Annotated in this window: 8 protein-coding genes; 4 read left to right on the top strand and 4 right to left on the bottom strand. The window is 67.3% G+C overall.

Features of this window, described 5'->3' with window-relative positions:
• The first annotated feature begins 122 nt into the window (after positions 1-122).
• Positions 123-3,839 (top strand): PVC-type heme-binding CxxCH protein, encoded by a 3,717-nt coding sequence (locus GA615_RS00430; RefSeq protein WP_235904953.1) that lies wholly within the window; start codon positions 123-125, stop codon positions 3,837-3,839.
• 123 nt (positions 3,840-3,962) lie between these two features.
• Here the strand turns inward: GA615_RS00430 and GA615_RS00435 are convergent, their stop codons facing one another.
• Positions 3,963-6,473 carry a CehA/McbA family metallohydrolase gene (locus GA615_RS00435; RefSeq protein WP_152049291.1) on the bottom strand — a complete coding sequence of 837 codons (2,511 nt, stop codon included), beginning with the start codon at positions 6,471-6,473 and terminating at the stop codon, positions 3,963-3,965.
• 165 nt (positions 6,474-6,638) lie between these two features.
• On the opposite strand from GA615_RS00435, the gene GA615_RS00440 reads away from it, so the two are divergent.
• Positions 6,639-8,213 carry a CehA/McbA family metallohydrolase gene (locus GA615_RS00440; RefSeq protein WP_152049292.1) on the top strand — a complete coding sequence of 525 codons (1,575 nt, stop codon included), beginning with the start codon at positions 6,639-6,641 and terminating at the stop codon, positions 8,211-8,213.
• A gap of 164 nt (positions 8,214-8,377) precedes the next feature.
• On the opposite strand, the gene GA615_RS00445 is transcribed toward GA615_RS00440, so the two are convergent.
• From GA615_RS00445 to GA615_RS00455, 3 genes are all read right to left on the bottom strand, one after another.
• Positions 8,378-8,923: a hypothetical protein gene (locus tag GA615_RS00445; protein ID WP_152049293.1), complete on the bottom strand. Its 546-nt coding sequence runs from the start codon at positions 8,921-8,923 to the stop codon at positions 8,378-8,380.
• Positions 8,924-9,115: 192 nt separating this feature from the next.
• The gene (locus GA615_RS00450) at positions 9,116-10,366 is read right to left on the bottom strand and encodes a molybdopterin molybdotransferase MoeA (RefSeq protein WP_152049294.1); all 1,251 of its coding nucleotides are present in this window, start codon (positions 10,364-10,366) and stop codon (positions 9,116-9,118) included.
• 48 nt (positions 10,367-10,414) lie between these two features.
• Positions 10,415-10,984, bottom strand: coding sequence for an anthranilate synthase component II (locus GA615_RS00455; protein WP_152049679.1), 570 nt, complete (start codon positions 10,982-10,984; stop codon positions 10,415-10,417).
• 226 nt (positions 10,985-11,210) lie between these two features.
• Here GA615_RS00455 and GA615_RS00460 point away from each other — a divergent pair, with 226 nt between their 5' ends.
• Complete coding sequence (locus GA615_RS00460) at positions 11,211-11,822, top strand: hypothetical protein (protein WP_152049295.1); 612 nt, start codon at positions 11,211-11,213, stop codon at positions 11,820-11,822.
• A gap of 226 nt (positions 11,823-12,048) precedes the next feature.
• Positions 12,049-12,921 (top strand): endonuclease/exonuclease/phosphatase family protein, encoded by an 873-nt coding sequence (locus GA615_RS00465; protein WP_235904955.1) that lies wholly within the window; start codon positions 12,049-12,051, stop codon positions 12,919-12,921.
• The last annotated feature ends 333 nt before the right edge of the window (positions 12,922-13,254 follow it).

Raw genomic sequence — 13,254 nt, forward strand, 5'->3', positions numbered from 1 at the left:
AGTGGCGACCTGCCGCTCGTCCACGGGGTCCATCGAGCCTGACGCCGACCCGAGTCAAACCGCCCGTTCCGTTCCGGGTCGGCGTGAGCCGAAGACGAGACGAACATCGCCAGGAGTCGCTGATGTCGCACGAGCGCCTTGGATCGTACCGCCTCGGGATGGCCGCCGCGGCGGCCGTGATCGCGGGGGGACTCGCCCTGCCGGTCGCGCCGAAGGCAAAGGCCCAGGTCGGGCCGGAGGAATCTGCCGCCCAGGTGAAGCTGGGCGACGGCCTGGAAGCGACCCTCTGGGCCGCCGAGCCGATGGTGGTCAATCCGACGACGATTGATGTCGATTCCCGAGGGCGCGTCTGGGTGACCGAGGGACTCAACTACCGCCCGACCCGCAACCCGAAGTTCGAGCGGATCGACGGCGCAGACGCCATCAAGATTCTTGAAGACACCGATGGCGACGGCAAGGCCGATCAGGTAACGGTCTTTGCCGATTCGATCTTCCCGGTGCCGATGGGCATTGCCATTGAAGAACGCTACGACGAGTCGGGCAACTACACCGGATGTCGTGTGTATGTCGGCAACAGTCCGAATCTTTTGGTGCTGGAAGATACCGACGGCGACGACAAGGCCGACGTGCGCTATCCGCTGCTGACCGGGTTCGGTGGTATCGACAGTGACCACGGTGTGCATGGGATGGTGCTTGGGCTCGACGGCAAGCTCTACTTCACGCATGGCGATGGCTGTTGCTCGGTTCAGCCGGACGGTCAGGCGAAGACCGAGAATTTCGACGTGACCGATGAATCCGGTCGGCGCGTCTCGACCGATCAACTGGCGACCACGCTTCGTGTGAATCGAGACGGCACCCAGTTCGAGGTCATCGCCGATCGGCAGCGGAACAACTACGAGGCAAGCCTGAACTCGTTCGGCAACATCTTCGTCTCTGACAACGATGACGACGGTCAGCGCGGCTCACGCGTCCTCTGGATCATGGACGGCGGCACCTACGGCTACCGGACCCCCGGCTCTCCTCGTCACTGGGGCGAAGAAGTGCCTGGCAACGTGCCGAAGCTCGTCGGCACCGGCAACGGGAGCCCGTGCGGGATCACTGTTTATGAGGGCCGCCTGCTTGGCGACCCGTACTTCGGCGCGATTTTCGAGGCCGACGCCGGGACCCGACAAATCAATCACTTCCCCCTAACCCGAGAGGGGGCCGCCTTCCGCACGGAGTATGAAGTGCTCATGTCGTCGGATGACCCCTGGTTCCGTCCGGTGGACATGACCGCCGCGCCTGATGGCGCGCTGTTCGTGGCCGACTGGTACGATGCCGGGGTCGGCGGGCACGCCTTCAGCGATCAGACGACCGGGCGCATCTATCGGGTCGTGCCGAAAGGGGCGAATCCCGAGCGGCCGTCGTATGACTTCGGCTCGGTGGAAGGGCTGATCGAAGCCCTCAAATCCCCCGTGGTCGCCACGCAGGATGCCGCCCGACGGGCGTTGATTGCTCGGGGGGATGAGGCGGTCGAGGCGCTGAACGCCCTGTTCCAGTCGGACGAGCCGATCCACCGCGCCCGGGCCCTCTGGACCTTGCACGCGATCAAGGGAGACGAGGCCGCCCTGCTCGCGCTCAAGGACGCGGAGCCGCGCATTCGGGAACAAGCCGTCCGCATCCTCGGTCGAGATGTGAGTCGAGAAGGCACGATTGAATATGTGGGTGACGCCGAGCGATCGACTCCGGCGGCGATGGCTCATCTCGACGCTCTCTTGCCGATGGCGATCGACCCCGATGCAGGAGTGCGCCGCGAGCTGATCCTCGCCCTGCGGTCTTTGCCGACCGATCAGGTGGGGGAGGCGCTCCGTGAGCTGGCCAGCTCGTGGGATGGCCGCGACCGGTGGTATCTGGAGGCGCTGGGGCTGGCCCTGTGGGATCGGGAGTCGGACTACCTGGCGTCACTCTTTGACGGATCGCTTTATGGAGATCTGAACCTCGATCAGACCGGCGCGACCACGGCCGCGGCCTTGCCGCCGTATTTCCCGGTCGATCGCAACGAGGCGTTTCTCGCCGCCAGCGAGACCTTGCCGCCGGCCAATGCCCTGAGCAAGACGCTCGGCCTGATGTGGCAGGTCCACTCGCCCGAGGTCCTGCCGTTGCTGGCCCGGCTGATGCCCCGGCTCGCCTCGCCCGACTTGCAGCAAGCGGCCGACGATGTGCTGGCCCAGGTGAAGGACCCGAGCGGCGCGGTGGCGCTGGCGAATCTGGTCTTTGATCTCGATGATCCGGTGCGCGAGCGCCAGATCCTCGCCACGCTGGCCCGACGCCTCGCCGGCGACTGGCGGCCGGCGGCCAATGAGCCTCGGGTCCGCGAGGTGATTCGCGCCGCCATCGAACTGCCCGAGTCGCGCGCCGAGGGAATCGTGGCCGCGGCTTCGACCGGCGATTCCTCGTATGCGGAAACGATCATGGCCTTCGTGAAGGAAGACGACGCCTCGCCGCTCGTGCGGATCGCCGCGGTCGAGGCGCTCGGGCGGCTCAAGGCGTCGGGGGCCCGGCCGATGCTGGAGGCGATGATCGAGCGATCGCGGCAATCGGGCTCGTCTGACCCGGTGGCCGAGGCGGCGCTGCGGACCCTGCCCGAGCTGGGCATGGACCGGGGCCAGTTGGTTGTGATCGTGGCCAACAAGGACTACCCGCTTGGCCTGCGTCGTGAAGCCTTGCGGGCCGCCACCATGCAGTCGGAGACGGCCCGAAACCTGCTTGCCCTTGCCGAGCAAGGGGAATTGCCCGACGACCTGAAGTCGGAGGCGACGATGTTGCTCAACGCCCACCCCGACTACTACGGCGTCCGTCGCCGAGCGGCCGAGGTGCTGCCGCTGGCCGGGATCGGCGGGGGGCGGGAACTGCCCCCGCTGGAGCAACTGCTGTCCCAGGCCGGCGACCCCGAGCGCGGTCGAGAGGTGTTCGCCTCGGCCGGTCAGACCCAGTGCTCCAGTTGCCACCGCGTGCAGGGGCGCGGGCAGTGGGTCGGGCCTGATCTGTCGACGATCGGCACCAAGTACGGCAAGGATGCGTTGTTGACCTCGATCCTCAGCCCGAGCGCCGCCATCGGCTACAATTATCGCAGTTATGTGCTCGCGCTGACCGATGGTCGGATCGTCACCGGCTTGCCCGTGGAAGAAACCGCCGATCGGATCGTGTTGAAGACGGCCGAAGGCCAGCGGCTGGAAATCGACCCGGCCGACATCGACGAGAAACTGATTAGCGATGTGTCGCTCATGCCCGAGGGGCTGGCGCAGCAGATGACCGACGAGCAAATTGTGGACCTGCTCGCTTTCCTTGAAACGCTGCGGCAGCCGGTCAGCATCGTCGGCGAGTTCCAGGCGGTGGGTCCTCTGGCCGAGGTCGATGCCGAACCGGCGGTTGATCCGAAGCAAGCGATCGACACCTCCTTGCCCGTTCGGGGGGCCGATGGCCGCTCGCAATCGTGGCGGCGGATTCGGGCCGATGCGGAGGGGCGGATCGATCTGTCGGCTCTGGCCACCCTCGACCCGAACCAGGCGATCTATCTGCATGTCCCGGTCGCATCTCCGGCCGATCTGTCGGCCTCGCTCGTCATCGAGTCGCCTGCGGCCGGACTCCGGGCCTGGCTCAACGGCCAGCCGCTCGACCTGCCCGACCCCTCCGGCGACGACCCGACCCGCTCTGTCTCGGTGGAACTGAGCCGAGGCTCGCACGACCTGATCCTTCGCCTCCCCGGCGGCTCGGCCGACCCGGGCATCATCGCCACCTTTGTGGCCGATGCCGCCCTGGAGTTCCGCGCGGTCGAGGGGCGGAAGGTGTCGAGCCGATAGTCCAGGTTCACCAGGAAGCGGTCGAGGCGTTCGCAAGCGATGGTGCCGAGCAGCAAGCCCGGTTGCCAACGTTGCGACGCCTCGACCGCTTCTTCCATTCGCCAGGCAGCATTGGGGACGGGCTCAGTCGTCTGAGCATTCCCGCAGGATGTCCTGATACGTTTGTCGAGCGAGATTGTAGGCGGCGCGAGCCTCATCGCGCTCAGCCGGGGCAATCCATTCTCCGCGCCGTCGCCAGAGTTGTTCGAGCGCCTCGAGGCACCACTGGGCACTCTGCCGAGAGGCCCGGATCGGCTGCCCGCTGACGATCACCTCGACGGGATTGGTGTGCATCTGGGGGAATTGCCTGAGGGCGACCCAGCTGCTGCGGTCGATCGGGACGTCGAACTCGAGCGCGTGGATCTCACCATCGGCCGGGACCTCTCGGGACGCGACGGCCTGGCCGTTGACCACCAATTCGACGATCCGGGGCTCGCCCGGCTCGGTGAACTGGTCGTCGAGGCGGGGGCCATGAAGGTCAACCGTGTCTCCCACGAGCCGGGGGCCGCCGGCGGGGACCAGGCTCCCGTACGCCACCGCCCGGGGGATCTCGGGGGCGAAGGCGACCCTGGCGTGGACGGCCAGGGTCGAGGCCCCGTCCCGCTCGACTCGAGAACCCGGCGAGGCTCCCCCCACGGTGAACTCCAGGGCGTGGGCGTATCCGTCGGAGACGTAGGAACGTCCGGCGGCCAGCCCCTCGCACCAGGCGTCGAAGTCGATTGCCTCGACGGCGCCGAGCTGCACGTAGACCCTCCCCTGGCCGACTCGCATGCCGCTCATGCAGGGGAAGTCGGTCTCGCCGCTGACCTTCATCGGGAACCCGCAGTTGAGCAGGTGGTACCACATGTTCCATTCGGCGATCCGGGGGGTGTCCATCGCGCTGATGAAATCGCAGAGATCCAGCGGCGCCGCGACCACGATTTCCATCGCGCCCACGCCGTCCATCTCGGGGACTGCGAGGTTGGGCAGCGTGTCGGCGACCCGGTCGTGGCTGGCCCGCAGCTCGGCGGGGACGATCACCCCGTCACGGTCGGCGTCGACCGTCTCGAAGTCCTCCGTCAAGAGGCCCGCCCGGGCCTCCAGGGGAGACAGCACCCCGTCGGCGTTGGCGTCGAGGGTTTCCATCAGGTGGCCGGAGGCACGCTCGGGGTCGATCTGGAGGCCGGAGGCGGAGTGGGCGTAGCCGGTGATCGCCCCTTGCTGCTTCGCCCAGCGGAGCACGGGGATCGTCCAGCTTGGCCATCCGGTCGTCGCGGTGTTTTCGGAGCCGGGGTAGGTCTGGTCGCGGAGATTCAGGAGGCAGACGTGCCCCAGGGCCTGCGAGCCGAACCCGCTGACCTCGACGTCGTACTTGAGCAGGGTGAACGGCTCGCTCAGCCCGTGGACGGTTGGCTCGAAGAACCCGCGCTGATAGTCGTAACAGGGCCCCCAGGTGAGGACGCATCCCACGTTCAAGCCCTCGCCCTGGACCTGGAGGAAGACGTCCTCCGGCACGATCCCCTGGGTCGGGTCGGTGTAATGGGCACAGCCGGCGGCGTGGATGTGGTGATCGCCGCTGTAGAAGCCGAACCGGGAGGGCTCGATCCAGCGTTCGAGGGGCACCTCAAGGGTCACCTCGCCTTGTTCGGGAAGGGTCACCTCCCGAGACAGCTCGCGGTATTCCGGGCCCCGGGTGGAAATCATCGTCAGGCGTCCCGGAGGGAGCAGGACCACGTCGCCGTCCTTGCGATAAATCTGGCGCTGGAAGAACAGGTCGGGGGCCACGCGCTTGGCCTGGGGCGGGTAGACCTGGCCCGAGCGATCGAGGAAGGTCAGCCGGGCGGTGGTGGGGGAGCCGTCGAGGTCTCGGATGTGCAAGGTGACCGGGATGGCCGGTCGGACCTCGAAAAGGATGGGGACCTCGCCCCGGAACCCCAGGTCCTGGGTGCCCGGGCCGATCTCGAAGCCGAGGGTCGCCTCGCGGATGCCGGCCTCGGCGCTGTAGATCAAGGCCACGGCGTATTCCACCCCCAGGCCGCTGAGGTTCGGTGTCATAGGAGGGTCGTCGAACAGCTCGACCTGGAGGAATCGGCCGGGGGCTCCGCCGGGGACTTCCCCCTCTTTCAGGTGGAGTTGGTCTTGCCGGGTCATGCTGAGCATGGCCGCCCCGGCCGTCACCGGACCCGATTGCGGGCTCGAAATCGTCATCCTGCGGCTGGCCGTGCTCTCGTTGACGACCTTGACGAGCACCGGCGTGAAACCGCCCTGCTGCAGGGTCGCCGGGGCCGGTCCGCGAGCAACCTTGACCCGCTCCTCCGGGTTGATGGAGACCACCGCCAGGACGTGAGCATCAAGCAATTTCTGGATCGATAGCGCGTCGCGGGTCTCAAGGGCGAGCCCCAAAGGCTCGGCGGTCGACGCAGGGAGCGGAGCGCCGAGCAGCTCCAGGGCCTGGAGCACCCGGCCGACGTTCGCCGCCAGGGGCTGGCCCTCCACCGCAATCGGCCTCAAATCCTGGGCGTTCGCCGGAGAGGCGACCGCGATGGTCGCGAGCAAGATGAGCCAGGAGATCCCTCGGCGAAGGATCTTGCAATCAGGGTGCCTCGGAACGATCATCGGGACTCACTCCTTCGGGACGCGGCGTGACGACGACCCATCCTCGGGAGCACGCTCCGGGGCGAGCCATTTCCTTTACTATCCCGGCCGACGGCCTGCGCCGCAACGCCCGGCACGTTCGGGTCTTCGATCGACCTCCACGCTATTCACACCAGGGAGCAACTCATGTCGGGCACCCTGCACCTGTTTGTGTCGCGCGTCTTGCTGGGCCTGACCCTGCTTGGCGTGGCGGTTCTGACTCGGGCCGAGGCACTCGGGGCCGAGGTCGGGACGGTGCGGCTCCAGATCGTCGGGCCGGGCGAGTCGGGAGCGGCCGAACTCATGCCCGCCAGGGTGTCGCTCAGCGGCCCCGACGGCGAGCCGGTGCTCCCTCCCGGCCTGCCGAACTGGCGCGACCACTTCAACTGCGACGGCTCGGTCGAGCTCGACCTGGACCCCGGCTCGTATGCGTACGTCGTCGAGCGGGGGCCGGAATTCACCCGATCGGCGGGACAATTCGCGCTTGAGGGCGGGAAACGCCTGGACCTGACCGTCCCGCTGGAACGGCTGGTGGACCTTCCGGCCCTCGGCTGGTACTCGGGCGAAACCCACGTCCATCGACCGCCGAGCGACCTGCCGCTGTTGCTCCGGTCGGAGGATCTGCACCTGGCCCCGGTCCTCACCGTCTGGAATCGAACGAGTTCCTGGCGCGATCGCCCTTTGCCCGATCAACGGCTCCTTGAGCCCGAACCGGGGCGGGCGTACCACCTGATGGCCTGCGAGGACGAACGCCGTGGCGGGGCGTTGCTGTACTTCAACCTGGATCGGCCCCTCGACCTGGATGCGGACGGCCCCGAGGCCCCCTCTCCGGTCGTCCACCTCCGCGAGGCCGTCGCAGGGCAGGGGGCTTGGGTCGATGTCGAGAAGCCGTTCTGGTGGGACATGCCGACCTGGGTGGCGACCGGTCACGTCCGCTCGATCGGGATTGCTCATAATCACATGTGGCGTCTCGGCGTCCTGGACAACGAGGCCTGGGGGCGGCCGAGGGACCGCGACCAGTATCCCGCGCCCCGGGGTAACGGCCTCTATACTCAGGACATCTACTACCGGCTGCTCAACTGCGGCCTCCGGATTCCCCCGTCGGCAGGCTCGGCCTCGGGCGTGCTGCCCAACCCGGTCGGATACAACCGGGTTTACGTCCACCTCGATGCTCCCTTCTCGTACGAAGCCTGGTGGCAGGGGCTTGCCGAGGGCCGGTCGTTCGTGACCAATGGCCCGCTGTTGCTCGTCCGGGCCAACGGCGAGCGCCCTGGAGCCGTCTTGCGATCGCCCGACGGTGAGCCGGTCCGGATCGATCTCGACGTGCGGATCTGGTCGAATGACCCGATCGAGGCCATCGAGGTCGTCCGAGACGGCCAGGTCGTTCATCGGATTGACGATCCGGACCTCGGCGAGCCGATCCGACTGGAGGCGCTGGACTTCGACCAGGGCGGCTGGTGCCTCGTCCGGGCGATCGCCGACGTGCCGGAGACGTTTCGATTTGCCAGCACGGCCCCGTTCTATGTCGAGGTCGGGGAGCCCCGTCGGCCGGTCCGTCGGGCGGACGTGGAGTTTTTCCTCCGCTGGATCGACGCGAGGGTCGAGGCGATCGAGGCCGACCCCGAAGGCCACCTGGCCGATCCGTCGGCCAAGCAAGGCGTCCTGGAACCGCATCGGGAGGCTCGGCGGTTCTTCGAGCGGCTCCTGGGCCAGGCGGAGTGACGGCCGGGCGATCCCGCGGGCCTTGCTTGCACACCGCCGAGGACAAAGAACCCCGCCCGGCTCGTCGATGGGCGAGCCGGGCGGGGATTTGCGTTTGCTTCCCCGCCAATCCGTGGCCGAGTTGCAATGCGGGGAGGTTCCGTCCCTCCCGACCGATGGCCGCCTTACTCTGCGGCCCAGTTTCCGAGCTTCGTGGTGGCGACGGGAAGCACTTCAAAGGTCCCGTCGCTGGGAACAATCGGAACCTCGGCGGTGAACCAGCCCGCGGGCAGGTCGGCCTCGGTCCAATCGCCAGGAATCAGGCGGATGGTCGGGGGCATGCCCCAGGTCAGGCGGATCAGGCCCATCGGCTCGACCCCCTCGGCCACGGTAAAGGAATCGTCCCGGAAAACAGGCTTGGGATTGGTGCCCATCGCCCCGGGAGGAACGAGAACCGCGCCGGTGGCGATCTCCTGCACCAGCAAGCCGATGACCGGCTGCGAGCAGGCCGACACCATCACCGAGGCCCTCGGTGCCACGATTTGCCATCCACAGCCGTCGATGCGGCCCATCATTTCGGGTTCAAACACCGCCACGCGCAAGGTGCTGTCGGTCTGGTTGACGATTCGATAATCGGCCCGAGCGGTTCCGGCGAACAGGACGACCATGCCCAGCGCCAGCAGCACGGAAATCAGGTATTCGTCCAGGCGTCGTGTGGTAAAAAGAAACATGGCAGCCTCCTCCCCGCTCGGATGCGGGAAACGGGGTCATCCGACCCGGAGGCAGCCGATCCTCGGCTGTCTTCGGCCATCACTGAATCCTACGTCAAACGGCCGAGCTCTTGCAACGAAAATCCCGGAGATTTTGATTCATCGATGTTGCCGATCCTTTGGCACGTCAGAATCGATTTGGTCGATACCGATTCATGAGCCGCCGACCCGAGGCCCGTCGGGGTCGATCCGGGGCAGGGGGAGGAACGGAACAGACGCGCCGGCGTCGTAGGCGCGGTCGCCAGCCTCGAAGGCGGCGAAGCCGTCGGCCATTGCCACGGTGCGCAGGTCGGCCGAGCCAGCCCAGTTCAAGGGCTCGATGATGGAGCCCTCGCCCAGTCGGGCGGGGAAGAAGGTCGGCCGATCGCCTCGGTGGGCGAACGGTTTCGCCAGGCGGGCGGTGATTGTCGCGGCCGGTGCTCCTTGAAGCCCGCGCAAGACGCGAAGGGCCGGGGCGACGAAGAGCAGGAAGCCCACGACGCCGCTGACCGGGTTGCCCGGCAAGCCGAAGACGAGCGTTCCGGGCAATCCGCCGGGGCGATCCGGCCCGATCCCGAACAGCAAGGGCTTGCCCGGCTTCAGTCGGATCTTGTGGAAGACGGCCCTCATGCCGAGCCCTTCCAGCGTGCCCGGGACCAGGTCGAGCTTTCCGGCCGAAACGCCTCCGGTGATGAGCATGACATCGCGCGTGAGCCCTTCGGCCAGGATTTCCCGCAACCGCACCGGCTCATCCGGGGCGATGGGAGCCACGGCGCTCTCGGTGTTCGAGGCTCGCACCAGGGCATCGAGCATGGTGGCGTTGCTGTTGCGGATCTGGCCCGGTCCCGGGGTTTGGTCGGGCGGCACGATCTCATCGCCGGTCGAGACGATGGAGACGACCGGCCTCGGCACGACCTGCGGCGAGGCCCAGCCGACCGACGCGAGCAAGCCCAGCCTGACCGGGTCGAGCCGATCGCCGGGGCCAAGCAGGGTTTCCCCTTGCCGCATCTCCCGGCCTTTCGTCAGGCGGCCCGCGTCGGGGGAAACCGGTTTGCGGGGGGAGAGGGTGACGCGGTCGCCGGTTCGAGCGCTGTCCTCGACCATTACGACGGCGTCGGCTCCATCGGGCAGCGGGGCGCCGGTCATGATCGCCGAGCACTGGCCGGGTCCGATCGGCTTCGTCGGTACCCGGCCGGCGGTGATTTCCTCGATCACGTCCAGGTCGAACGGCCCTTCCCCTTGCAGGTCGGCCGATCGCACGGCGAAGCCGTCGAGGAGGGCCTTATCAAACGGCGGCAGGTCGCGGTCGGCCGTCACCGACTCGGCCAGGACGGCTCCCAGGGCGTCGGCCAGCGGCACCCGACGCGGGGGGAGGGACTGGGCATGATCGAGCACGGCGCGGAGGGCTTCGGCGACGGAGAGCATCGGCGCAGGATCTCGCTTCGAGTCGGAGGGATGGATCGGCCTTGCCGGTCATTTCCCGATGAAGTTCCGCAGCAACTCGGTGCCGGCGTTGGTCAGGAAGCTCTCGGGGTGGTACTGCACGCCTTCGAGCGGCCAGACCTTGTGCCGGATGCCCATGATCTCGTGTTGATCGGTCCAGGCCACGACCTCGAAGTCGGCCGGAACGGTGTCGGGCTTGAGGATCAGGCTGTGGTAGCGAGTCGCCTCGAACGGGTTCGGCAGGCCGCGGTAGACCCCCTGGCTGTCGTGGTAGATCAGGGAGGTCTTGCCGTGCATGATCCGATCGGCGCGGACGATCGAGCCGCCGAAGACCTGCCCGATGCACTGGTGCCCGAGGCAAACGCCCAGCAACGGAACCTTGCCCGCGAACTGCTCGACCACGGCCATCGAGATGCCCGCCTCGTTCGGCGAGCAGGGGCCGGGAGAGATAATGACGTGCGTCGGCGACCGCGAGGCGATCTCCTCGGGGGTCGTCTGATCGTTCCGTACGACCCAGAGATCGAGCGTCGGGTCGATCTCGCCGAGGCGCTGAACAAGGTTGTAGGTGAACGAGTCGTAGTTGTCGATCAGGGCGATCATGCCGGTTCTGCCGGAGGACTGTCGGTCGGAGGCCAGGGGGTTCCCTTGCATCATATCCGGCAACCGTCACAACCGGAAGCGATTGCGGGACAGTCGTGGGGATCGGGAGGGTCGAACCGGGTCGCGGCGTCGATGGTTTAACGATGAACGGGAACGGGGCGTTGTCGGAGTCCGGAGGACTGCCAGCCGACCGCCCGAGCACCATCTCAAAGAGGAGGGAGTCCCGATGCTCGCCGGCCTGACGATTGCTCTGGGTCTGACCGTGTTTGGTGGTCAACCCCTTGGGGGGCAGATCCTCTCCCCACCGCCGATCCCCGCTCATCCGGTCCACGGCATGCGCGTGCCGGCTCATGGTCCGGGAGCGCTCGCGGTCGCGCACGGTGGAGTTGGACACGGACACGAATACGGACATCATCACGCGCACGGCGGCTCGGGGGGCTTCATCCTGCCGAACCCCGGACCCGGCGACGGCTGGGGCTTCCCAAACGATTCGCCCGACGGCTACGGCTGGTACGATCCGGGCATTACCTTGCCGATCCGAGAAGACCGCACCACCGCCTACTACTTCCGCCGCTACATGGCCGTCCCGCCCGAAACCATGTTCCTGCCGAACTACTACAACCCGTTCGTCACCCGAGGTCAGCGGTACTTGCCCTATTCCGGGATGGGCGGCATGCACGCCGCCGGCGGTGCCCCGAGCGGATCGGCCGCCACTCCCGTCAGCCCCTACAGCGATCTGACCCGCGAAGTCCCCTCGGCCGAGGTGCCCAGCTTCTCCGGAGAGGTCCAGGCGCCTCCGTCGAACTCCAGCCGGATTGACAGCATGATCCGCAATTGATTGACGCGGCGTTCGATGGCTCGTCTCCTGGCTTCCACTCCTCCGAAACTGCGGGCCCTCTCGCTCGGGTTGAACCGTTCTTCCTTTCGATCCGCAATCATTCCTGAGCGAAGGGGGCCCGGCTCGTTGAGCCTCGATCGGCCCCAGGCGGTTTGTGGAGCCGAACAACTGCCCTCCGCAGCGGCGCATCGCTACACTGGCGGCGCGATCGTTTCGAAGCGGTCGCTTGTTTGACCCCCTTTTGATCGAGGCCGCCATGCTTCCCGAGCCATCACTGCTGACGTTCCTCGCCCTGCGAATTCGATCCCTTCCGGCCTGGCTGGTCGCCATCACGTTGTTCGCGTGGTTGGCTCCGCTCGCCGGGGCCGACGAGCCGATTCGGCTCCGCGTCTTGAGCTACAACATTCACCACGCCCGAGGGCTCGATGACAGGGTAGACCTGGAACGGATCGCCGGGGTGATCAACGCGGTTGAGCCGGATGTCGTCGCCTTGCAGGAAGTGGATCGCAACGTTAACCGCTCCGGTTCCGTCGATCAGCCCGCCGAGCTGGCCCGCCTGACCGGCACCGAGGCCGTCTTCGAGCGGAACATTCCCCTGCAAGGAGGCGAGTACGGCAACGCCTTGCTCTCACGCTTGCCGATCCTCGATCGCCGCAACGTCCCTCTGCCCAGCTTTTATGAAGGGGAGCAGCGCGGTTGCCTGGTCGTCGATGTGCAGGGCCCCGGTGATTCCGGCCCGATCCGGGTGCTCGCCACCCACCTCGACTACCGAGGCCCGAACGACGAACGCCTGGCCTCGGCCGACCTGATCGCCAAGATCGCCGCCGAGCTTCCCGACCGCCCGACCATCCTGATGGGCGACCTCAACGCGCTGCCTGACAGCCCGACCCTCGAGCGCTTCGATACCACCTGGACCCGGACCAACACCGACCCCCTTCCGACCTACCCCTCCGAACGGCCGACCCGGCAAATCGACTACATCCTTGTCCGCCCCGCAGGCCACTGGCGCGTGGTGGAGATCCGCGTGCTTAAGGAACCGGTTGCCTCGGACCACAGCCCGATCTTCGCCGTCCTCGAATGGGTTGGAAGCGCCGACTGACCTCTCCTTCGGGAGCGAGCGTTGAGCTTGGGAGATTGCGGAGAACGGCCGTTCCCTCACCCTCTCCCCGACCGCGGGGAGAGGGTCGGGCTGAGGGGTCCTGGGCCATGTCGTGAAGCTCTGCGATCGTGCCTTCTCCCCCTCACCGGGCCTCCGGCATCTCTCCCCCCTCAGGTAAGGCCGTGGCGAGGGTTGGGAATCGAGCGATGGGGCTCGACTGCGCGGAATTTCGGCTCAATGCCCCCGAGGACGGCTTGTCTGGGAGCCGTCTGAGGGATCGCCTGGCACGCGGCGTGCCTGTTGAGGATGCTCTCCCTCGGGGCCTCCCCCGGA

Source organism: Tautonia marina (assembly GCF_009177065.1).
GTDB lineage: Bacteria > Planctomycetota > Planctomycetia > Isosphaerales > Isosphaeraceae > Tautonia > Tautonia marina.